Origin of the sequence: Pseudomonas sp. CAM1A (genome assembly GCF_047501685.1) — a bacterium.
GTDB lineage: Bacteria > Pseudomonadota > Gammaproteobacteria > Pseudomonadales > Pseudomonadaceae > Aquipseudomonas.
Genome location: NZ_JBFNXP010000003.1, coordinates 648227 through 668989 on the forward strand (window position 1 = coordinate 648227; position 20763 = coordinate 668989).

Annotated in this window: 18 protein-coding genes and 3 tRNA genes; 7 read left to right on the forward strand and 14 right to left on the reverse strand. The window is 63.3% G+C overall.

Annotated elements, in window-relative coordinates; translation table 11 throughout:
* Positions 1-83 precede the first annotated feature (83 nt).
* Complete coding sequence (gene fpr / locus ABZO33_RS11425) at positions 84-863, forward strand: ferredoxin-NADP reductase (protein ID WP_046856781.1); 780 nt, start codon at positions 84-86, stop codon at positions 861-863.
* 173 nt (positions 864-1036) lie between these two features.
* Here fpr and tsaA read toward each other — a convergent pair whose 3' ends face one another.
* The 5 genes from tsaA to rimO all read right to left on the reverse strand — a co-directional run bounded on the left by tsaA (position 1037) and on the right by rimO (position 5098).
* The gene (tsaA, locus tag ABZO33_RS11430) at positions 1037-1729 is read right to left on the reverse strand and encodes a tRNA (N6-threonylcarbamoyladenosine(37)-N6)-methyltransferase TrmO (RefSeq protein ID WP_414536108.1); all 693 of its coding nucleotides are present in this window, start codon (positions 1727-1729) and stop codon (positions 1037-1039) included.
* A 6-nt stretch (positions 1730-1735) separates the two neighbouring features.
* Positions 1736-2197: a DUF1456 family protein gene (locus tag ABZO33_RS11435; RefSeq protein ID WP_094010097.1), complete on the reverse strand. Its 462-nt coding sequence runs from the start codon at positions 2195-2197 to the stop codon at positions 1736-1738.
* 50 nt (positions 2198-2247) lie between these two features.
* Complete coding sequence (locus ABZO33_RS11440; RefSeq protein ID WP_414536109.1) at positions 2248-2958, reverse strand: rRNA pseudouridine synthase; 711 nt, start codon at positions 2956-2958, stop codon at positions 2248-2250.
* A 264-nt stretch (positions 2959-3222) separates the two neighbouring features.
* On the reverse strand, positions 3223-3681 hold the full coding sequence (locus tag ABZO33_RS11445) for a GNAT family N-acetyltransferase (protein WP_414536110.1): 459 nt from the start codon (positions 3679-3681) through the stop codon (positions 3223-3225).
* Positions 3682-3766: 85 nt separating this feature from the next.
* Complete coding sequence (rimO, locus tag ABZO33_RS11450) at positions 3767-5098, reverse strand: 30S ribosomal protein S12 methylthiotransferase RimO (protein WP_414536111.1); 1332 nt, start codon at positions 5096-5098, stop codon at positions 3767-3769.
* A gap of 235 nt (positions 5099-5333) precedes the next feature.
* Here rimO and ABZO33_RS11455 point away from each other — a divergent pair, with 235 nt between their 5' ends.
* A complete protein-coding gene (locus ABZO33_RS11455) occupies positions 5334-7244 on the forward strand; it encodes a potassium transporter Kup (RefSeq protein WP_023631037.1) in 1911 nt (636 codons plus the stop codon).
* 101 nt (positions 7245-7345) lie between these two features.
* Here ABZO33_RS11455 and ABZO33_RS11460 read toward each other — a convergent pair whose 3' ends face one another.
* The 5 genes from ABZO33_RS11460 to ABZO33_RS11480 form a co-directional block, all read right to left on the reverse strand.
* Positions 7346-8638 (reverse strand): virulence factor family protein, encoded by a 1293-nt coding sequence (locus ABZO33_RS11460; RefSeq protein WP_414536112.1) that lies wholly within the window; start codon positions 8636-8638, stop codon positions 7346-7348.
* Positions 8638-11280 carry a bifunctional lysylphosphatidylglycerol flippase/synthetase MprF gene (mprF, locus tag ABZO33_RS11465; protein WP_414536113.1) on the reverse strand — a complete coding sequence of 881 codons (2643 nt, stop codon included), beginning with the start codon at positions 11278-11280 and terminating at the stop codon, positions 8638-8640. The genes ABZO33_RS11460 and mprF overlap by 1 nt, the downstream gene beginning before the upstream one ends.
* Positions 11281-11525: 245 nt before the next feature.
* A tRNA-Met gene (locus ABZO33_RS11470) sits at positions 11526-11602 on the reverse strand.
* A 124-nt stretch (positions 11603-11726) separates the two neighbouring features.
* Positions 11727-11803: transfer RNA gene (locus ABZO33_RS11475), tRNA-Met, on the reverse strand.
* A gap of 136 nt (positions 11804-11939) precedes the next feature.
* Positions 11940-12016 (reverse strand) — tRNA-Met (locus ABZO33_RS11480).
* A 210-nt stretch (positions 12017-12226) separates the two neighbouring features.
* Here ABZO33_RS11480 and dinB point away from each other — a divergent pair.
* Positions 12227-13285, forward strand: coding sequence for a DNA polymerase IV (dinB, locus tag ABZO33_RS11485; protein ID WP_414536344.1), 1059 nt, complete (start codon positions 12227-12229; stop codon positions 13283-13285).
* 31 nt (positions 13286-13316) lie between these two features.
* On the opposite strand, the gene ABZO33_RS11490 is transcribed toward dinB, so the two are convergent.
* From ABZO33_RS11490 to ABZO33_RS11500, 3 genes are all read right to left on the reverse strand, one after another.
* Entirely contained in the window at positions 13317-14270 is a 954-nt protein-coding gene (locus tag ABZO33_RS11490; RefSeq protein ID WP_414536114.1) for a hypothetical protein, read from the reverse strand.
* A gap of 21 nt (positions 14271-14291) precedes the next feature.
* Positions 14292-16007: a proline--tRNA ligase gene (locus tag ABZO33_RS11495; RefSeq protein ID WP_414536115.1), complete on the reverse strand. Its 1716-nt coding sequence runs from the start codon at positions 16005-16007 to the stop codon at positions 14292-14294.
* Between the two features lie 156 nt (positions 16008-16163).
* Positions 16164-17447, reverse strand: a complete 1284-nt coding sequence (locus ABZO33_RS11500; RefSeq protein ID WP_414536116.1) for an OprD family porin — start codon at positions 17445-17447, stop codon at positions 16164-16166.
* Between the two features lie 762 nt (positions 17448-18209).
* Here ABZO33_RS11500 and ABZO33_RS11505 point away from each other — a divergent pair.
* Both ABZO33_RS11505 and ABZO33_RS11510 read left to right on the forward strand, forming a co-directional pair.
* Positions 18210-18629 carry an HIT family protein gene (locus ABZO33_RS11505; RefSeq protein ID WP_414536117.1) on the forward strand — a complete coding sequence of 140 codons (420 nt, stop codon included), beginning with the start codon at positions 18210-18212 and terminating at the stop codon, positions 18627-18629.
* Between the two features lie 2 nt (positions 18630-18631).
* Positions 18632-18844: a SlyX family protein gene (locus ABZO33_RS11510; RefSeq protein WP_046856768.1), complete on the forward strand. Its 213-nt coding sequence runs from the start codon at positions 18632-18634 to the stop codon at positions 18842-18844.
* 19 nt (positions 18845-18863) lie between these two features.
* Here the strand turns inward: ABZO33_RS11510 and ABZO33_RS11515 are convergent, their stop codons facing one another.
* Positions 18864-19457: a cold shock domain-containing protein membrane protein gene (locus ABZO33_RS11515; protein ID WP_414536118.1), complete on the reverse strand. Its 594-nt coding sequence runs from the start codon at positions 19455-19457 to the stop codon at positions 18864-18866.
* A gap of 280 nt (positions 19458-19737) precedes the next feature.
* Between ABZO33_RS11515 and ABZO33_RS11520 the strand changes: the two genes are divergently transcribed.
* Together ABZO33_RS11520 and ABZO33_RS11525 are read left to right on the forward strand one after the other, a co-directional pair.
* The gene (locus ABZO33_RS11520; protein WP_028690591.1) at positions 19738-20211 is read left to right on the forward strand and encodes a Dps family protein; all 474 of its coding nucleotides are present in this window, start codon (positions 19738-19740) and stop codon (positions 20209-20211) included.
* Positions 20212-20407: 196 nt separating this feature from the next.
* The gene (locus ABZO33_RS11525) at positions 20408-20734 is read left to right on the forward strand and encodes a ribbon-helix-helix domain-containing protein (RefSeq protein ID WP_414536345.1); all 327 of its coding nucleotides are present in this window, start codon (positions 20408-20410) and stop codon (positions 20732-20734) included.
* Positions 20735-20763: the final 29 nt, after the last annotated feature.

Below are 20763 nucleotides of genomic sequence, written 5' to 3' on the forward strand. Positions count from 1 at the left end.
TTAACAGATATTGTCGCTGCCCCTAAACTATCGCGCAACTGCGCGTCTTGCGCGCGCCGCGTTTTCCTTCAGGAGCCCCATCGATGAGCAACATGAACCACGAACGTGTCCTCAGTGTGCACCACTGGAACGACACTCTGTTCAGCTTCAAGTGCACCCGTGATCCGGGCCTGCGCTTCGAGAACGGTCAGTTCGTGATGATCGGCCTGCAGCAGGACAGCGGCCGTCCGCTCATGCGCGCCTACTCCATCGCCTCGCCGAACTGGGAAGAGCACCTGGAGTTCTTCAGCATCAAGGTGCCGGATGGTCCGCTGACCTCCCAGCTGCAGCACCTGAAGGAAGGCGACGAGATCATCATCAGCAAGAAGCCCACCGGCACCCTGGTGCTGGACGACCTGAACCCAGGCAAGCACCTGTACCTGCTTAGCACCGGCACTGGCCTGGCGCCGTTCATGAGCGTCATCCAGGACCCGGAGACCTACGAGCGCTTCGAGAAAGTGATCCTGGTACACGGTGTGCGCTACGTGAACGAAGTGGCCTATCGCGAGTTCATCACCGAGCACCTGCCGCAGAACGAATTCTTCGGTGAGTCGGTGCGCGACAAACTGATCTACTACCCGACCGTGACCCGCGAGCCTTTCGAAAACCAGGGCCGCCTGACCGATCTGATGCGCAGCGGCAAACTGTTCAGCGATATCGGCCTGCCGCCGATCAACCCGCAGGACGACCGTGCGATGATCTGCGGCAGCCCGAGCATGCTCGACGAGACCAGCGAAGTGCTGGACAGCTTCGGCCTGAAGATCTCCGCGCGCATGCGCGAGCCGGGCGACTACCTGATCGAGCGTGCGTTCGTCGAGAAATAAGGCGAGCGGCATGAATGAAAAACGCAGGCTTGGCCTGCGTTTTTTTATGCCCGCAGAACAGGTTCGCCGTGTGTGCGCCATCGCGGGGCAAGCCCGCTCCCACGCTGGTTAAACACAGGGGCCGATGCGTGGGAGCGGGCTTGCCCCGCGATAGCGCCCGCATCGACACCGGATCACTCCGGTGTCACCTCCAGCACCCGGATCACATCCGGTTGCGGATAATGCCAGCGCACCTGTACATCCCAGAACCTCACCCCATATACCCGCTCGGGCGGTGGTACCTGGTAGGCAGGGCGTGGGTCCTGGGCGAGGCACTGCTCGATAAGCTCGACCAATGGTTCGCCCAGGCGTAGTGCGTGGGTGTGGGCCTGAGGTAGCGCGCTCTCGCTCCATTGCACGCTGATCGGCTCCGGGGCATCACTGGCCATCAGGTTCGATGCCTCGGCGACGCTGTCCGCATACGGCACATAAGGCTTGATATCCAGCACCGGGGTGCCGTCCAGCAGATCGATCCCCGACAGCAGCAGGCGCCCCGGTTCGACGCCTTCCAGGCGTACCACCGACTGGCCGATGCCGTTGGGCCGATGGGTGGCCCGGGTGGCGAACACCCCCATGCTCTTGTTGCCGCCCAGGCGTGGTGGGCGCACCTTCAGGCGTGGCTTGTCTTCCAGGGCCTGGTGGAACAGGAACAGCAACCACACATGGCTGACCTGCTCCAGGCCTGCGACGGCATCGCCCTGGTCAAAGGGCGGCAGTAGCTCCAGCACGCCACGGGCGGCCGGCGCCAGCTGGGGCTGGCGCGGGATGGCGAACTTCTCCTTGAAGCAGGAGCGAACGATGCCGACCGGCGAGACGGTATGCTGCATCTTGGCTCAGCCGCGTACGCGAAGGGTCAGGCCCTTGAGGAAGTTGCGCAGCAACTGGTCGCCGCAGGGGCGGTAGTTGTCGTGGCCAACCTTGCGGAACAGCGCGCTCAGCTCCGGTTTGGACACCGGGAAGTCGACGGACTTGAGCACCGCATGCAGGTCGTCCTCCTTCAGCTCGAAGGCCACCCGCAGCTTCTTGAGCACGGTGTTGTTGGTCACCGGCACTTCGATCGGCTGCGGCGGGCGGCTGTCGTCGCGGCCGCGACGGTGAATCACCAGGCCGTCGAGGAAGTGCGCCATGACCTTTTCCGGGCAGCGTACGAAGCCGGGTTCCTCTTCCTTCTTCACATAGGTGGCGATGGCCTCGACGGAAACCTCAAGGCCCGAGAGCTTGATGATCTCGGCCATTTTCTGGTCGTTGGCCTTGAGCATGTAGCGCAGGCTGCGCAGTACATCGTTGTGGTTCATTGCAGCGAATCCTGTTCTGTTGCCGCGTCAGTCATTGCGCGGCGGTAATGCTAGAAGCGTTCTGTAGCGGCCACGTAGCGCCACTGGCCCAGGGGCAGCTTGCCCATCGACACCCCGCCCAGGCGAATACGGCGCATCGCCAGCACCTTGAGGCCGGCGGTTTCGCAAAGTAGTTCGATCAACCCGGGTTGCGGGTTCTTCAGCACGATGCGCAGGTGTTGCTCGTTCTGCCAGCTGGCCTTGGCCTTCGGCAGTTCGACACCCTTGCGCTCCACGCCGCGGGCCAGGCGCTCGAGGGCGCCGGGTTTGGCCTCACCACTGACTTGGACGATGTATTCCTGCTCCATGCGGCGCAGGTCGGCCTCGAGCTTGCGGGTTACCCGCCAGTCCTGGGTGAACAGCTGCAGGCCACTGGCGCCGGGCAGCAGCGGGACGATGCAGGCCTGGCGGGCGAAATGCCCATGCAACGGGCGCACGCCCTCGCGGTGCGCTTCGCTGAGGCTGGCCATGCTGATGCCGGCCAGGGCGCTTGCCGTGTTCTGCCCGGCCTGCTGGTTGAGCAGCAGGGTGACCGGTTCGAGTGAGTCGGCACGAGCACCCGGGAGCAGCTCGACCTGCTGTTCGGCGACCTTGAACTGGGGTTGTTCGACCACCACGCCATCGACCGTGACCCAGCCACCCTCGATGTACAGTTCGGCCTCGCGGCGGGAGCAGCCAAGCTGTTCGATGAGGCGTTTGGAGAGACGAATGGGTTCGGACATGGACACGGGCATCACGCGGTAGGGAAAGCCTTCATTGTACCTGCCTGGACGAGGTAGCGGCTGCAAATCGATGTCATTTGCGCCATTTCGGAGCGGGTAGTGGTTTCCTGAGTTTGTGTACTAGGGTTTGTACGGAAAGTCGCCGAGCGGCGATCAGGCAAGGCGAAAACAGGCGAGGAAGCGGAGTTGACTGGTTGTCAATGAGCATTCCGAGCCTGTTTTCAACGCAGCATGATCGTCGCGCAGGCACTTTCCGTACAAAGCCTAGGGTGTTGTACGAACAAGCCTCATATGCAGTAGGGGATAGGGCTGTCCTAGGCCGTCGGTTTCCGAGCGGCCATAGATCTCGAAACCTTCATGCAGGTAGAAACCCAGGGCTTTCGGGTTCTGTTCGTTGACGTCCAGGCGCTCGGCGTTCAATTCGAGCACTGCGTGGCGCAGCAGACGCTGTCCGATGCCCTGGCCACGGTGTTCGGGCGCGACGAAGAGCATGTCGACCCGGCCGTTTGCCACCCCGGCAAAGCCGAGGATGCGCCGCCTGGCGTCCTTGCAGCAGACCAGCATCACGGCATCGAGGTATTTGCGCAGCACGTGCTCGCGCAGCAACAGGATGTAGCCCTCGGGCAGGAAGTCATGGGTAGCGCGGACCGAAGCCTCCCACACCCGGACCAGTTCGGGGTAGTCGCTCAGATGCGGAGTCTGCAGCGTGACGGTGGGCGACATCCTGTGATCCTCGGGGCCATTGAGGAAAACATAGATGCAAAAAAATACCCCGCCAGCCGGCGGGGTATTTTCCGGCGGGTTTCGCTCAGATGGGCTCTGCCCACATGTCGTATTCGTCGGCATCGACGATACGGCAACGGACCTTGTCGCCCGGCTTGAAGCCGTGGTCGCCGTCGATGAACACGCTACCGTCGATCTCCGGCGCGTCGAAGAAGCTGCGGCCCACCGAGCCCTGTTCCTCGACTTCGTCGATCAACACCTCGATTTCCTTGCCGATGCGCTGTTGCAGGCGCGCGGCGCTGATCGCCTGCTGGTGGGCCATGAAGCGGTCCCAGCGGTCTTGCTTGACGTCGTCCGGCACTTCATCCAGGCCCAGGTCATTGGCCGGGGCGCCTTCGACCGGCGAGTACTGGAAGCAGCCGACGCGGTCGAGCTGGGCTTCGGTCAGCCAATCCAGCAGGTACTGGAAGTCTTCCTCGGTCTCGCCGGGGAAGCCGACGATGAAGGTCGAGCGGATCACCAGTTGCGGGCACTGTTCACGCCAGTTCTTGATACGCGCCAGGGTGCGGTCTTCGAAGGCCGGGCGCTTCATCGACTTGAGCACCTTGGGGCTGGCGTGCTGGAACGGGATGTCCAGGTACGGCAGGATCTTGCCGGCGGCCATCAGCGGGATCACGTCGTCGACGTTCGGGTACGGGTAGACATAGTGCAGGCGCACCCAGGCACCCAGGCTGCTCAGGGCCTCGCACAGCTCGAGCATGCGGGTCTTGACCGGGCGGCCGTTCCAGAAGTCGGTCTTGTACTTGACGTCGACGCCGTAGGCGCTGGTGTCCTGGGAGATCACCAGGATCTCCTTGACGCCGGCCTTGACCAGGCGCTCGGCTTCGCTCAGGACTTCGCCAACCGGGCGGCTGACCAGCTTGCCGCGCATCGACGGGATGATGCAGAAGCTGCAGCTGTGGTTGCAGCCTTCGGAAATCTTCAGGTAGGCGTAGTGACGCGGGGTCAGCTTGACGCCCTGGGGCGGCACCAGGTCGATCAGCGGGTTGTGGTCCTGGCGCGGCGGCACTACTTCGTGCACGGCATTGACCACCTGCTCGTACTGCTGCGGGCCGGTGACCGACAGCACGCTGGGGTGCACGTCACGGATGCTGCCTTCCTCGACACCCATGCAGCCGGTGACGATGACCTTGCCGTTCTCCTTGATGGCTTCGCCGATCACTTCCAGCGACTCGGCCTTGGCGCTGTCGATGAAGCCGCAGGTGTTGACCACCACCACGTCGGCATCCTCGTAGGTAGGCACGACTTCATAGCCTTCCATGCGCAGCTGGGTCAGGATGCGCTCGGAATCGACCAGGGCCTTGGGGCAACCCAGGGAGACGAAGCCGACCTTTGGGGTGGCGGGAGTGGTGGACATGGCTAACCTCGGTATTGAATACAGGTCGCCCGGCCGGTAACGGGGGCGATCCTGGCGGGCGCTTTCGGCGCCTCTGATCAAAAAGTGCGCAATTCTAGCGAGCACAAGGTCGCTTTACCAGCAGAAATACGACGAACGCTGCGCTATGCTTCGCGCCGTTGCGCCGGGGTCTCCGGGAGGGCTCGGCGCGGGTAGGCATTCAACCGGTCTAACAGGCCGTCTGCGGGAGTGGTCGATGGTTCAGGCAAGCAGTCATGCCGAAGGCGGACACGCGGGGAAGCAGGGGGCGGCACGGCCGCTGGGCCTGCTCGTGGCGGCCGTTGGGGTGGTCTATGGCGATATCGGCACCAGCCCGCTGTACACCCTCAAAGAGGTCTTTACCGGCGGTTATGGCGTACAGGTCAACCATGACGGGGTGCTGGGCATCCTGTCGTTGATCCTCTGGTCGCTGCTGTGGGTGGTTTCGTTCAAGTACGTGATGTTCATCCTGCGCGCCGACAACCAGGGCGAGGGCGGCACCATGGCCCTGACCGCGCTGGCGCGGCGGGCCACGGCGCAGTATCCGCGGCTGCGCATGCTGATGGTCGGCTGCGGGCTGATCGGCGCCTCGCTGTTCTACGGCGACAGCATGATTACCCCGGCGGTGTCGGTGTTGTCGGCGGTGGAGGGCATGGGCCTGGCGTTCGAGGGTATCGACCACTGGGTGGTGCCGATCGCGCTGGTGGTGCTGGTGGCGCTGTTCCTGGTGCAGAAGCATGGCACCGAGAAGATCGGCAAGGCCTTCGGCCCGATCATGGTCGCCTGGTTCCTGGTGCTGGCAGCACTGGGCGTGCATGGGATCTCGCAGAGCCCGGAGGTGCTGAAGGCGTTCAACCCGGGCTGGGCCTTGAACTTCTTCATCGTTCACCCCGGCATGGGCGTGGCCATTCTTGGTGCGGTGGTGCTGGCGCTGACCGGTGCCGAGGCGCTGTACGCCGACATGGGCCATTTCGGCCGCAAACCCATTGCCCGCGCCTGGTTCGCCCTGGTGTTGCCGGCACTGGTGCTCAACTACTTCGGCCAGGGTGCGATGCTGCTGCAGAACCCCGAGGCGGCGCGCAACCCGTTCTACCTGCTGGCGCCGTCCTGGGCGTTGCTGCCGCTGGTGGGCCTGGCCACGATGGCCACGGTGATCGCCTCGCAGGCGGTGATCTCGGGGGCCTTCTCGCTGACTCGCCAGGCCATCCAGCTGGGCTATGTGCCGCGCATGCAGATCCAGCACACCTCCAGCGACGAGCAGGGGCAGATCTATATCGGCGCGGTGAACTGGGCGTTGATGGTCGGCGTGGTGCTGCTGGTGATCGGCTTCGAGTCCTCCGGCGCCCTGGCGGCGGCCTACGGCGTGGCTGTGACCGGCACCATGCTGATGACCACCATCCTGGTCTCGGCGGTCATGCTGCTGCTGTGGAAGTGGCCGCCGGTACTGGCGGTACCACTGCTGCTGGGTTTCCTGTTCGTCGACGGGCTGTTCTTCGCCGCCAACGTGCCGAAGATCGTGCAGGGCGGCGCTTTCCCGGTGCTGGCCGGTATCGTGCTGTTCGTGTTGATGAGTACCTGGAAGCGCGGCAAGCAGATCCTGGTCGAGCGTATCGATGAAGGCGCATTGCCGCTGCCGCTGTTCATCAGCAGCATCCGCGTGCAGCCACCGCATCGGGTCGAGGGCACCGCGGTGTTCCTGACCGCGCGCTCCGATGCCGTTCCGCACGCGCTGCTGCACAACATGCTGCACAACCAGGTGCTGCACAGCCAGGTGGTGCTGCTGACGGTGGTCAGCGAGGACCGGCCGCGGGTGCCGGAGCATGAGCGATTTGAAGTGGAGGCCTATGGCGACGGGTTCTTCCGGGTGCTGCTGCACTTCGGCTTCATGGATGAGCCAGACGTGCCGGCGGCGCTCAAGCTGTGTCACCTTGACGAGCTGGACTTCAGCCCGATGCGCACAACCTACTTCCTTAGTCGGGAGACGGTGATTGCCTCGCGCCTGGAAGGGATGTCGCGCTGGCGCGGGAACCTGTTCGCATTCTTGCTGAAGAACGCCAACGGCAATCTGCGGTTCTTCAACCTGCCGCTCAATCGGGTGATCGAGCTGGGGACGCAGGTCGAGATCTGATGGCACAAACATCGCGGGGCAAGCCCGCTCCCACAAGGCCCAGGTAATCCTCGTGGGAGCGGGCTTGCCCCGCGGTGGGCCGCAAAGCGGCCCCTTTCACATCATTTCTCAGCGACGTTGGCCTTTCCCTGGCGGGTCTCGATCTCGCCAATCAGGCGCTTGGCCAGTGCCGGGTAGTTCTCGTCGAAGTGATGGCCGCCCGGCAGTTTCATGCGCTCGCCCACGGCGGTCTTGTCGGTGCAGCCGCTTTCGTCGGTTTCTTCCACGCCATAGATGCACACCACCTTCGCTGCCGGCAACCTGGCCATTTCCGGCCCGGTCGGGGCCTCTTGTCCTTCCTTGCCCAACCAGCCTTCCACCTCGATCTCAAAGCTGCCGCTGCGGGCGAACGCCAGCAGGATCACCGCGTCGATGCGTTTCTGGTCGTCCGCGCTCAGGCGGTTATAGATAGCCGGCAGCACATCGGCGCCGAACGAGTAACCGGTCAGCACGAAGCGTTTGGTGCCCCATTTCTGGCGGTAGTGCTGCATCAGCTCGGACAGGTCGGCGGCGCTCTGCTCCGGGGTCTTGTGCTGCCAGTAATAGCGCAGGGTGTCGATGCCGACCACCGGGTAGCCAAGCTTGGCCATCTCGCCGGCCACATCGCGGTCCAGGTCACGCCAGCCGCCGTCGCCGGAGAGGAACAGGGTCACGGTGTCGGTGGTCTGCCCGGCCGGGACTTCGACCACCGGGATCGCCAGAGCGTTGCCATCGTGGCCGACCAGAGCCTGGGTCAACTGGGCCTTGAGTACCTGGGGCAGGTGGATGTCGTAGTCGGCGATGCTGGTCTCGGCGTTGGCCTGGTCGCGCACGAAGGCGGCGCTGGCGTCATCCGGGTTGTCGTTCCAGGCCACGTTCCAGTGGCCGTGGGCCGCGGACTTGGGCAGGGCGGCCTGGCAGCCGGGCTGCTCGACGGTGAAATCCACCGAGATGGCTCGCGCCTTGTCGTCGTTTTGCGCGGCCAGCCAGCGCCAGGCCTGGGCGGCGCCTGGGCCGATACCGGCAACCAGAGTCGGTTTATCGGCCAGTCGAGTCAGGGCCTGGTCCATCGCGGCCTGCTGCTTGGCGCAGTCGGCCGGCGGCAGGACCACCTGCACCAGCTGGGCCTCGCCGGCCTGGCTCAAGTCGAGCAGTTGCTTGTCGGTCAGGGCTTGGTCCTGGGGCACGCCGATGGCCACCCGGGCCTTGGCGTGCACGCCGGGAGTGGCGCGGGTCAGGGCGCTGCCGTCGTCCAGTGTGAGGTGCTCCAGGCGTGCCTCGGGGGCAGGGCGGGTCCACAGCCAGAAGGCCGCGCCACCGGCCAGCACGGCGAGCAACAGAGGAATCAGTACGTACAGCCAATAGCGTCGGATCATCAACGTTTCACCAATCCAGTCAGGCCGCCAGCGATCAGGGCGGCGGTGTCAGCCAGTGCCACCAGCGGGTCGAGCCCGGCCGGCACAGCCATGTAGCGGGGTTCCCAGTCCGGCTGGAACTTGTCCTTGAAGCGCCGCAGGCCCTGGAAGTTGTAGAGCTGTTCGCCGCGCTGGAACACCATCGAGCCCAGGCGCTGGGTCAAGGGGGCGCCACGCCGCGGCTGCAGGCCGGAGAGGGGGACCATCCCCAGGCTGAAGCGGCCATAGTCGTGGCTCTTATAGTGGAGGATCAGGCCGACCATCATGAACTCCATGGTCAGCTTCGGCGCTTCTGGATGCGCGCGCATCAGGTCGAGGCTGGCCAGCTCGTTGCTGTGGGTCTCCAACAGGTTGGCGAAGGCCACCGGGCGGCCCTGGAAGCGGATCAGCGCGATGCGGAAATGCTGCAGGTATTCGGGGCTGAAGCGTCCGAGGGAGAAGCCTTTTTCGCGCACGTTCTTGCCGCTGAGCCAGGCGTCGGAGATCTCCTTGAGTGCCTCCAGCGGGGCGTGGCCTGGCTCGTGGATCTCCAGGGCCAGGCCGTCGCGGCCGCCGCGGTTCCAGGTGTAGCGCAGGTCCTTCATTTCCTTGCCCTTGGCGTCGATATCGAAGCGGCGCAGGTCGACCCGCGCTTCCTCGCCGAGCTTGATCGCGGTCAGGCCGATGTCCATGTAGAACGGCAGGTTCTCCGCACGCACCTGGTAGAACACCGGCCGTGCATGGTGCAGGTCGCACAGGTCGCGGAACTGCCAGATCATTTCGGCGCGTTCCTGGGCCGGGCCGATCGGGTCGTACAGGGCTACCAGGCTGCGGCCGCGACGGGCATACATCAGGAAGGCGTTGTCGTTGGGGTGGAACAGCAGCGCCTTGTCCCCGGTCAGGGCCAACCCACCATCGGGCTGGTCGGAGGCGAGCAGGATACGGTTGGCGCGCTGCAGTTCATCTTCGTTGGGCAAGTGGATCACTGGCCGGGCAGTGCGCAGCAGCCAGGTCAGGGCGACGATCACCAGCAGCACGGCGCTGCCCAGCGCGGCGCGCAAGCCCCGCGGCGCATCGGCATCAAGGGTGAACTGCCACCACAGCTTGTGGGTGTAGGGCACGTCCTGGTAGGCGAACAGCAGCAGCCATACCGAGGCGCCAACTACGCAGGCGCTGGCCACCAGGTACACCGGCGAGAACGGCAGCTCCAGCAGGCGGCTGGGGCGGTAGAACGAGCGGCGGAACAAGGCGAGCAGGGCAGCGGTGAAGCACATCAGGCTGGCTTCTTCCCAGTCGAAGCCCTTGAGCAGCGACAGCACCGCGCCCACCAGCAGCAGCACGGTGGTCAGCAGCCAGGCGGCCGACAGGCGCCTGCGCAGGCCCTGGGCGAGCAGCAGGCAGAGCACGCCGATCAGGCTGGCGCCGAAGTGCGAGGCATCGATCAGGCGGTGTGGGATCAGGAAACCCATGTGCTCCAGACGGCTGTCGATCTCCGGGGTGGCGCCGGAGAACAGCAACACCACGCCGGAGAGGAACACCAGGATCGCCAACACCGGCGCGGCCAGGCCGGAGGCGGCGCGGATCGCCTGCTGGGCGACCATCAGCCGGCGGGCCTCGTTGGCCAACAGCAGCACGCAGGCCACCAGCAACGGCAGCACCACGTAGATCAGCCGGTACAGCAGCAGGGCGGCCGCCAGTGGTGCCGCGCCCAGCTGGTTGGCGAACGCGGCCAGCAGGATCGCCTCGAACACCCCGACACCACCCGGTACATGGCTGAGCACCCCGGCGGCGAGGGCGAGCAGGTAGACCAGCACGAACGCGCCAAAGGGCGGGGCTTCAGGCAGCAGCAAATAAAGCACGGTGGCCGCGGCGGCGACATCCAGGGCGGTGATCAGCAGTTGCAACGCAGTCAGGCGTGCGCCTGGCAGGCGCAGGGTGCGGCGCCCGAACTGCACCAGCAGGTTGTCGGCAAGCGGCTGTTCAGGCAGGCGACGGCGGTACAGGCCCATGACCAGGGCTGCTGCCGCGACCAGCACCGCGATGGCGATACCGCCCAGCAGCGGTGCAGGCAAACGCAGCGCCGTTGCCGCTGCCGGCAGGTCGCTCAGGGTGGCCAGTGCCGCCAGCGGCGGCAGCGCGCAGCCCAGCGAGAGGCTGGCGAACACCGTCATGCGCGCGACTTCTGCAGCGCCCAGACCTTGGCGGGCATAGAGGCGATAACGCACCGAGCCACCCGACAGCATCGACAGGCCTATCGCGTTGCCAATGGCGAAGGCGCTAAAACCGCCGAGCACCAGGGTGCGGGGTGGCAGTTGCACGGCGGCATAGCGGCTGGCCGACCATTCGTAACCGAGCAGGATCACGAAGCCGGCCAGCGTGGCCAGCAGCGCGCCGAACAGCGACTGGGTCGGTACGCTGAGCATCGCATCATGCAGGGCGTAGATATCCAGTTCGCTCAACAGATGGCGGCAGGCGATCAGGCCCATGGCGAACAGCAGCAGCGTCAACGCCAATCCCAGCGGCTGGCGGTACTTGCTCAGGCGTTCCAGCCAGGGCAGGCGCTGCGCCGCCGTGGGCAAGGCCGTGGTCAACGGTGCCTGGGGCTCGGGAGTGGGGGTGGTCATGGAGTGCCTCGTGCGGACAGCGCGAGGTGAAGGCAAGGTGCGGCCAAGTGAAAGTCCCTTTGGAAAACGTATCCGAATATTACTCCGCGCTGGCGGCTTAATCTGTTTCAGGATAGTTAAAGATAGTTCATTCAGCCGGCAGGCACGGCTGGGGAGCAAAGGGGCGTGGACGTTGAAAAGGGCAGGGGCTGAATGCAACAAGCCCCGCACTGTCTTGCGACAGGCGGGGCTTGTTCTGACGAATCTGGTTGCGGGAGCCGGATTTGAACCGACGACCTTCGGGTTATGAGCCCGACGAGCTACCAGGCTGCTCCATCCCGCGTCAGAGGGGCGCATTCTACGGATTCGCCGTACGATGTCAAGCCCTAATAATGATTGCAGCGACATTTGGTGGACAGCAGGCAATAAAAAAGGCCACTGCGTAAACAGTGGCCTTTTCTTGAATCTGGTTGCGGGAGCCGGATTTGAACCGACGACCTTCGGGTTATGAGCCCGACGAGCTACCAGGCTGCTCCATCCCGCGCCTGTGGAATCGAATTCTACGGATTTTCCAACCGCTGTCAAGCGTTACTGCTTGATTTTTCGTGGGTTTTTCTTTCGGTGTAAATATAGAGGCAATAAAAAAGGCCACTGCGTAAACAGTGGCCTTTTCTTGAATCTGGTTGCGGGAGCCGGATTTGAACCGACGACCTTCGGGTTATGAGCCCGACGAGCTACCAGGCTGCTCCATCCCGCGCCTGTGAGATCGAATTCTACGGATTTCCTGGTCAGTGTCAAGCATTAACTCAAAAAAATCCTTTTTTGTTCAAACCCTTAGCGTGGCAGATCGGCAGGCAGCTCAGTCGTGACGGGGCTTGCAGGCCGATCCTCCCGCACAGGCTGTTTCATGGCGGGGGCATGGGATATTATCTGTATGAATTTACAGTAGTGGCTGTCGTCCATGTCCCTGCGCAAGATCATCCACATTGATTGTGACTGTTTTTACGCCGCCATCGAGATGCGTGACGACCCGCGCCTGGTCGGCCGCCCCATGGCGGTAGGCGGGCAGCCGGGACAGCGAGGCGTGATTGCCACCTGCAATTATGAGGCGCGTGCCTATGGCGTGCGTTCGGCCATGGCGTCGGGGCATGCCATGAAGCTGTGCCCCGACCTGGAAATCGTCAAGCCGCGTTTCGAGGCTTACCGTGAGGCGTCCCGCGAGATTCACGCGATCTTTCGGGACTACACCGAGCTGATCGAACCGCTGTCGCTGGACGAGGCGTACCTGGATGTCAGTGACAGCCAGTGGTTTGCCGGCAGCGCCACGCGCATTGCCGAGGACATTCGCCGGCGGGTCGCCCAGCACCTGCATATCACGGTGTCCGCCGGGGTCGCGCCGAACAAGTTCCTGGCCAAGATCGCCAGTGATTGGCGCAAACCCAACGGCCTGTTCGTCATCACGCCGGACCAGGTGGAGGAATTCGTTGCCCATCTGCCGGTTGCGCGATTGCACGGGGTCGGCAAGGTAACGGCGGACAAACTGTCGCGGCTGGGGATCGACACCTGCCTGTCGCTGCGCGACTGGTCGCGGTTGGCGCTGGTTCGCGAGTTCGGCAGCTTCGGCGAGCGGCTGTGGGGGCTGGCGCGGGGGATCGACGAGCGGGCAGTGCACAACGACAGTCGACGGCAGTCGGTCAGCGTCGAGAATACCTACGATCATGACCTGCCCGACCTGGCCAGCTGCCTGGAAAAACTGCCGGAGCTGCTGGTCAGCCTGAATGAGCGGATAGCGCGGATGGACAGCAGCTATCGGCCCGACAAGCCCTTCGTCAAGGTCAAGTTCCATGACTTCAGCCAGACCACCCTGGAGCAGGCGGGGGCGGGGAGGGATCTGGAAAGTTACCGGCAGTTGCTCAGCCAGGCATTTGCCCGTGGCGGCAAGCCGGTGCGTTTGCTGGGGGTGGGCGTGAGACTGCGTGATCTGCGCGGAGCGCATGAACAGTTGGAGTTGTTCGAGAATAAATAGAAGAGGGGCCGCGAAGCGGCCCCTTTTCGTTTTACTGCACGCCCGGATCGGCTACCAGGCGCCCGGTGGCCTTGGTCAGGGTCTGCAGGAACTCCTGTTGCAGCTCCGGATCGTTGCGGGTCAATTCGATCAGGCTTTGCTCCAGTTCGCTGGCTTCTTCTTCCAGCCCCAGCTCCGACAGGCGCTTGACCCGGTGCACCCATTGGCCGACATCGTCGTCCTCGAGGTCATCGAAGATCAGCTCATGGGCCTCGAGCAGCTTGCCGCGCAGGTTGCCGCTGACCAGCAGGCTGGCATCGCCACGTACCTGGTTTTCCTCATCCACCACCTGCAGGTGCAGGGTGCCGATATGGTTGAGGTTCTGCTCGGAGAACGGGCTGTCGAGCAGGTTCAGGCGCAGCACACCATGCTTGTCGGTGGTCAGCTCGTGGGTCATCTTGCCAGCCTTGACCTCGACCAGGCGCTCGTTCCACGGCAGGCTGATGGACTCTTCGCGCTTGCCCTTCTCGACCTCGTCGATGCCCGCCAGGTTCTGCTGGGCACGGCCGTTGGACGGTACGTTCATGAACGGGTTGACGCCCGCCACGCCATAGCTCAGCCAGTCGTGGGTGACGCTGTCCGGCAGGTTGCCCAGGGCGAACACGTTGGCCACGTTGGCGCCGATGCCGGCCACCACCGCCACCGCGCCCAGCGGGATCTCGTAGATCTCCCGCCAGGGTTGGTAGGGGGTGTAGCGGTCATAGCGGCGGGTCACCTCGAACTCGGTGACCTCGAAACGCTTGAGCTCATGAATGCGCACGCGCCGCTGCGGAAGCTCCATCACCTTCGGCTCGCCGACATCGATCTGCAGACTGTGCTCGAGCAGTTTGCGCTCGACGCGCTCCTCATGATCGCTGCGCTGGGACATCTGGTTGGCGCAGCCGCCGAGGAACAGGGCGCCGCACAGTGCGGCGCCCCCCAGGGTGTAGGTACTTCGCTTGGACATGATCACTCGCGTAACGGGTTATCAGCGGCGGATGCGGGCCTGCAGGAAGGTCAGCACCTCATTGAGCGGCAGTGCCTGGGCCTCCGACTCGGTGCGGTGCTTGTACTCCAGGTTGCCATCGGCCAGGCCGCGGTCGCTGACGACGATGCGGTGCGGGATGCCGATCAGCTCCATGTCGGCGAACTTGATGCCGGGGCTGGTCTTCTTGTCGCGGTCGTCCAGCAGCACTTCGAAGCCGGCAGCGGTCAGTTCGGCGTACAGCTTGTCGGTGGCTTCGCGGACCACGTCAGTCTCGTAGCGCAGCGGCACCAGGGCGATCTGGAACGGTGCGAGGGCGTCGTTCCAGATGATGCCTTTTTCGTCATAGCTCTGCTCGATGGCGGCGGCAACCACGCGGGATACGCCGATGCCGTAGCAGCCCATGGACAGCACCACAGGCTTGCCGTTCTCACCCAGTACCTGGCACTTGAGCGCCTCGCTGTACTTGGTGCCGAGCTGGAAGATGTGGCCGACTTCGATGCCGCGCTTGATCACCAGGGTGCCCTGGCCGTCCGGGCTTGGGTCGCCCTCGACCACGTTGCGCAGGTCGGCAACTTGTGGAACCGGCAGGTCGCGCTCCCAGTTCACGCCGAAGTAGTGCTTGTCGTCGATGTTGGCACCGATGCCAAAGTCGCTCATCAGGGCAACCGAGCGGTCGATGATGCACTCCAGTGGCAGGTTCAGCGGGCCGAGGGAGCCTGCGCCGGCGCCGATGGCGTCGCGCAGCTCGGCCTCGGAAGCCATGACCAGCGGGTCGGCGACCTGCTCCAGCTTGGTAGCCTTGATTTCGTTGAGCTCGTGGTCGCCGCGCACGATCAGTGCAACCAGCTTGCCTTCCTCGGCACCATGTACGATCAGGGTCTTGACGGTCTTCTCGATCGCCAGGCCGAAGTTTTCCACCAGTTCGGCGATGGTCTTGGCGTTCGGGGTGTCAACCAGGCGCAGCTCTTCGGTCGGCGCCGGGCGCACGGTTTCGCGTGGAATGGCCTCGGCCTTCTCGATGTTGGCGGCGTAATCGGAGCTGTCGCTGAAGATCACGTCGTCTTCGCCGGAGGAGGCGAGCACGTGGAATTCGTGGGAGTAGCTGCCACCGATCGAGCCGGTGTCGGCCTGCACCGGACGGAAGTCCAGGCCCAGGCGGGTGAAGATGTTGGAGTACGCCAGGTGCATGCGGTCGTAGGTTTCCTGCAGGGAAGCCTGGTCGGCATGGAAGGAGTAGGCGTCCTTCATGATGAACTCGCGGCCGCGCATCAGGCCGAAGCGCGGACGGATCTCGTCACGGAACTTGGTCTGGATCTGGAACATGTTCAGCGGCAGCTGCTTGTAGCTGGACAGCTCGTTGCGCGCCAGGTCGGTGATGACTTCTTCGTGGGTCGGGCCGACGCAGAATTCGCGCTGGTGGCGGTCTTTCAGGCGCAGCAGCTCGGGGCCGTACTGCTCCCAGCGGCCGGATTCCTGCCACAGTTCAGCCGGCTGAATGCTCGGCATCAGCACCTCGAGGGCGCCGGCGGCGGTCATTTCCTCGCGCACCACGGCTTCGACCTTGCGCATCACCCGCAGGCCCATCGGCAGCCAGGTGTACAGGCCGGAGGCCAACTTGCGGATCATGCCGGCACGCAGCATGAGCTGGTGGCTGATGACCACTGCATCGGCCGGGGTTTCTTTCTGGGTGGCGAGCAAATATTGACTGGTGCGCATGGTGGGCCGTGTCGATTGCCTGAATGTGAAATGACCCCGCATTGTACGGGGGCGAAACGAAAGCGTACAGAATGCAGCACTGGCACGGTTCTGTCAGCCAAGAAAAAGCCCGGCGAGCGCCGGGCTTCTTCATCTTGGGGCGTCGCAAACCTGGGGTTACAGGATGCTCAGCGGGTACTCGACGATCAGGCGCAGTTCGTCCAGCGAGTTGGAGTAGACTGCGTCGGATGAACGATAGGTAGCCTGGCGGACACGGAAGCTCAGATCCTTGGCCGGGCCTTCCTGCAGGACGTACTTGATGTCCACATCGCGTTCCCATTCCTTGCCGTCGTTGGTGTCGGCAGTGTGAGCGCCGGTGCCGCGGACGTAGCGGGTCATGAAGCTCAGGCCTGGTACGCCGAACTCGGCGAAGTTCAGGTCGTAGCGGACCTGCCAGGATTTTTCGCCTTCGGCGTTGAAGTCGGAGCGTGCAACCGAGTTCGCCAGGAAGATGGTGCCGCCACCGTCGACGCCATACGCGTACTCGCCGTCACCAGTGACCTTCTGATAGGCCAGGGTGAAGGTGTGAGCGCCAATGTTGTAGGCGCCGGAGAAGCTATAGGCCCGGTTGTCGAGCTTGTCACCGTCTGCGGCGGCTTTATACAGGTCTGCGCCGTCGCTTTTTGTGTCATAGATGTTGAAGTCAAAGACCAGGCCTTGCTTGTCCGAGATCGGCAGCGCCCAGTTGACGTTGGCGTAGTATTTGCGCCAGTAGTCTTCGACTTTGGAGTAGTACAGGCTGGTGGACAGACTGTCGGTAAGGGCATAGGTGCCGCCGATAACATCCGCTTTCTTGAGACGGAAGCTATCGCGATTGGTCTCGGCTTGGGCGGTGAGGCTGGTGAAGCGACCGGCATGCAGGGTCAGGCCCTTGATTTCGTTGCTGGTCACCAAGGCGCCTTGTGCGATTTCCGGCAGCAGGCGGCTATCGTCGGTGGCGAAGACGGGCAGTGCGGTGAACTGGTCGCCGACCTTCAATACCGTGTCGGAGATGCGGAACTTAGCGGCAGCCCCACCCTTGGAATAGTCATCCTGGGAGCGTTGATCAGAGCCGGTGGGGAACAGGCCTGAGCCCGAGTAGCCACGGCCGCTGTCCAGCTTGAGGCCCAGCATGCCGATGGCGTCAACGCCGACACCGACGGTGCCTTGGGTGAACCCCGACTCGAAGGTGCCGATGAAGCCTTGGCCCCATTCGCGTTGGTCGTGACGCAAGCCGGCGGCTTTATTGGTGGCCGATTCGGTATTGCGATAGTCACGGCTGAAGTACAGGTTACGCATCTTGACATTCAGCTTGCTGTCTTCGACGAAGCCCTTGGACTCATCCTGCGAAGAGGCGACAGCCATCTGCGAAGTCCCTGCCGCTACGGCCAGGGCGATCATGCTCCACTTCATCACGCGCATCGTGATTTGCTCCTTTGGTTTTTAGGAAGAGTACCGCCGCACCCAAATGTTTTAGTTATAGGGTCGGCTCTTTCTTGTTATGTCGGCGAAAATGTATATCACGCGGACTATTCTTGGCGATATGGGCAGAAACAACCTTTCGGTAACTTTATGGCCATGTCGCTGTCAGTTGTCTCCATGTCGCAAATCACGCCCGTTTTATAGAGGCGTACAACGCCAGCGCTGTCTCGAAACCGTCATGTTTGTATAAATACAAAGTACGGCTTGTGAAACTCCCTGGTTTATCCGATGCCGCTGTTGTTATTTGTCGCACTCACCCGGTATTGCAGGGAGCGTGCCGACTTGGCGAGTAACGAATGCAACAAGCATGCTCAAAATCACGAACCTTTGATGAAATTTTCACAAAGGCTCTGGAAGCGGCCGGAAAACCTCCGAAAACACGGGCTGCGGCCGGTTTGGCGGCGGTTCACGGTTACCTCTTGCGTGTGCGGGTGAAGCTGCCTTCCAAGTCAAGGTGTTACCGACGATTGTTTATCCTGGCTGTTTTATGTGACGGATGTGTGGTGGGGGTCTGACGAGCGGCATCATTTTGGTGCGAAAAGTAGCGCTGTGTTACCGAAGCGGGGCGTCGATGTTGTCATTCGCGTGCTACAAATGGCTCGAATCGACGTCGGCGGGTGTGGCAAATGCCGAAGCGGAGTATCCTTGCGCGCCTGTGCCCGGCCGGTTGGAAGGGCTGTATCGCTAGTAAGGAGGTTTGCCGTGTTCACCCTCGATTCGCGTCTGCAGGAGGATTCCCTGGTACTGGGCGACCTGCCGCTGTGCCGCCTGCTGCTGAGCAAGGATGCCAACTACCCGTGGTTCATCCTGGTACCGCGCCGCGCCGATATCACCGAAGTGTTCGAGCTCGAGGACGCGGACCAGCAGCAGCTGTGGGTCGAAACTACGGCCCTGGCCGAAGCGTTGAAGGATGCCTTTGCCGCCGACAAGATGAATGTCGCGGCGCTGGGTAACGTGGTCAGTCAGTTGCACATGCATGTGATCGTGCGTCGCCGTGGTGACGCCGCCTGGCCCGCCCCGGTCTGGGGCAAGGTGGCGGCCACCGGCTACACCGAGGAGCAGATCGACGGTATTCGCCAGCAAGTGCGTGCGCTGCTGGGTGAGAGCTTCGAGGAGGCTTGAGGATGTCGCAGGAACTGGAAATGCGCATGATCGAGCTGGAGACCCGCCAGGCGTTTCAGGATGACAGCTTGCAGGCGCTCAATGATGTGATTGTCGAGCAGAGTCGGGTGATCGAACGCCTGCAATTGCAGATGGCGGAGCTGATCAAGCGCTACGAAGAGATGGCCGGCCAGCAGGGCGGCGGGGAAGAGGAAGCGCCGCCGCCTCACTATTGAGCACGGCGGCGGCACAGGTTCAGCGGCGGGCGACGGCGACCACGTCTTCGGCCTGCAGGCCTTTGTCGCGGTGCATCACCGAGAACTCCACGCGCTGGCCTTCGACCAGCACCCGGTGGCCCTCGCCGCGGATGGCGCGAAAGTGCACGAAGATATCGTCACCGGAGTCGCGGGAGATGAACCCGAAGCCCTTGGACGTGTTGAACCACTTCACGGTACCGGTATCGCGCTGGCCGGCCTCCTGTGGATTGCCCTGGCTGGCGCGGGCCTTTCGCGTGCCGCGAACGAAGCCGGCCACCAGGTGCAGCACGCTGGCGAGGAAGGCGCAGGCCAGTGCTGGCAGGTTGCCGAGCTCCGGGCGGGCCAGCAGGGTGAGGGTCTGCAGGACCACGGCCACGACCAGCAGGATGCTGGTGGCGTGTTGCAGCTGCTGGCGCATGCCTTTGTAGTACTGTGGCAGTACCGGGGCAATCACCAGGTTGAGCAGGCCGAGCAGCGCCAGGTAGACGGCCTCGGGTTGCTGCAGGAAGGGTGTAGCGTCAGTTTTCAAGGTGGGTATGAGCGATAGCAGCAAAGCCGCCACGCCCGTCACCAGATGGACGATCTTGAACATTGGGTTTGGCTCACGTTGATAAGGCCGATCACAGGATGAGCTGGTCGCACGGTGCGCGTGAACTGTAGGCGCGAAAACGTGACGGGCCAGCCTATGCACCCGGCACTGACAATCCGCACGGGTGGCACACTGCCTATTTAACAGCAAAGGCGGGGGCTTCTCAAACCGATTGGCGCCGACGGCTGTCCGTGCAGCCTTGTGCCGCATGCGCCGACGGGCAACTCTTGTTAGAGTGTTTGCTGCCCGCTTGATGATCAAGCCTTATGGAAAGGGGAGCTTCATGGCAATTGATATCGGTATCAGTGAAGAAGATCGCAAGTCCATCGTCGATGGCTTGTCCCGCCTGTTGTCGGATACCTATGTGTTGTATCTGAAAACCCATAACTTCCATTGGAACGTCACCGGTCCGTCGTTCCGCACCCTGCACCTGATGTTCGAAGAGCAATACAACGAGCTGGCCCTGGCGGTCGACTCGATTGCCGAGCGCATCCGTGCCCTGGGCTTCCCGGCGCCGGGATCCTATGCTTTTTATGCCCGTCACTCCTCGATCAAGGAAGAGGAGGGCGTGCCGCCTGCCGAAGAGATGATCCGCCAGCTGGTGCAGGGGCAGGAGGCGGTGGTGCGCACCGCTCGCAGCATTTTCCCAGTGGTGGACAAGGTCAGCGACGAGCCGACCGCCGACTTGCTGACCCAGCGCATGCAGGTGCACGAAAAAACCGCATGGATGCTGCGCGTGTTGCTCGACGGGAACTGATTGCCGCTTGACCGTCGTTTGACCCAGCCACACCAGGCCCGATGCCTTCACTGGTATCGGGCCTGCGCGTTTGTGGGGAAGGCTTTGCCGCTGCTATCGGCATGATCGGGTGGCGCTTCATGAAACACATGGATCCGTTCGCAAGGCGGGCGGGGGTGTGGTTTCGAGATGATGGAGCGGTGCGGTGGACGATCCGATGCGTGGTATCGATGGCAATGCGAGGCGCAGGCAGGGCGCGGGCAGCCCCCGGGTCGATCCGTTCAGGCGGGACTTCGACATGGCGCAGGCGGGGCCTGTGTCACGCTCGGTACGGCTCAACGGTTTTGCCACCTGCCTGCGTCTGGAGGTGGTGTACTGGCGCATCCTGGAGCGCATCGCCCAGGCCAACCGCTGCTCGGTGAGCGCGGTGCTGTCCTATGTGGACCGCGAGGTGCACCTGCGCCATGGCGGGGTGAGGAATTTCAGCGGGCTGGTCCGGGTGATCTGCGTCACCTGGTTGCAGGAGGCGCGGGACGTACACTGATCGCCGGGCTGCACAGCACTCCTTAACCA

What these genes read in the sequence shown, in the direction of transcription:
- ABZO33_RS11525 (WP_414536345.1), top strand. Translation starts at nt 20,408, where the DNA reads ATGCGTGGTATCGATGGCAATGCGAGGCGCAGGCAGGGCGCGGGCAGC.
- ABZO33_RS11520 (WP_028690591.1), top strand. Translation starts at nt 19,738, where the DNA reads ATGGCAATTGATATCGGTATCAGTGAAGAAGATCGCAAGTCCATCGTC.
- ABZO33_RS11460 (WP_414536112.1), bottom strand. Translation starts at nt 8,638, where the DNA reads ATGATCCGACGCTATTGGCTGTACGTACTGATTCCTCTGTTGCTCGCC.
- ABZO33_RS11435 (WP_094010097.1), bottom strand. Translation starts at nt 2,197, where the DNA reads ATGAACCACAACGATGTACTGCGCAGCCTGCGCTACATGCTCAAGGCC.
- ABZO33_RS11445 (WP_414536110.1), bottom strand. Translation starts at nt 3,681, where the DNA reads ATGTCGCCCACCGTCACGCTGCAGACTCCGCATCTGAGCGACTACCCC.
- tsaA (WP_414536108.1), bottom strand. Translation starts at nt 1,729, where the DNA reads ATGCAGCATACCGTCTCGCCGGTCGGCATCGTTCGCTCCTGCTTCAAG.
- ABZO33_RS11495 (WP_414536115.1), bottom strand. Translation starts at nt 16,007, where the DNA reads ATGCGCACCAGTCAATATTTGCTCGCCACCCAGAAAGAAACCCCGGCC.
- rimO (WP_414536111.1), bottom strand. Translation starts at nt 5,098, where the DNA reads ATGTCCACCACTCCCGCCACCCCAAAGGTCGGCTTCGTCTCCCTGGGT.
- ABZO33_RS11490 (WP_414536114.1), bottom strand. Translation starts at nt 14,270, where the DNA reads ATGTCCAAGCGAAGTACCTACACCCTGGGGGGCGCCGCACTGTGCGGC.
- ABZO33_RS11515 (WP_414536118.1), bottom strand. Translation starts at nt 19,457, where the DNA reads ATGTTCAAGATCGTCCATCTGGTGACGGGCGTGGCGGCTTTGCTGCTA.
- fpr (WP_046856781.1), top strand. Translation starts at nt 84, where the DNA reads ATGAGCAACATGAACCACGAACGTGTCCTCAGTGTGCACCACTGGAAC.
- ABZO33_RS11440 (WP_414536109.1), bottom strand. Translation starts at nt 2,958, where the DNA reads ATGTCCGAACCCATTCGTCTCTCCAAACGCCTCATCGAACAGCTTGGC.
- ABZO33_RS11500 (WP_414536116.1), bottom strand. Translation starts at nt 17,447, where the DNA reads ATGCGCGTGATGAAGTGGAGCATGATCGCCCTGGCCGTAGCGGCAGGG.
- ABZO33_RS11455 (WP_023631037.1), top strand. Translation starts at nt 5,334, where the DNA reads ATGGTTCAGGCAAGCAGTCATGCCGAAGGCGGACACGCGGGGAAGCAG.
- mprF (WP_414536113.1), bottom strand. Translation starts at nt 11,280, where the DNA reads ATGACCACCCCCACTCCCGAGCCCCAGGCACCGTTGACCACGGCCTTG.
- ABZO33_RS11510 (WP_046856768.1), top strand. Translation starts at nt 18,632, where the DNA reads ATGTCGCAGGAACTGGAAATGCGCATGATCGAGCTGGAGACCCGCCAG.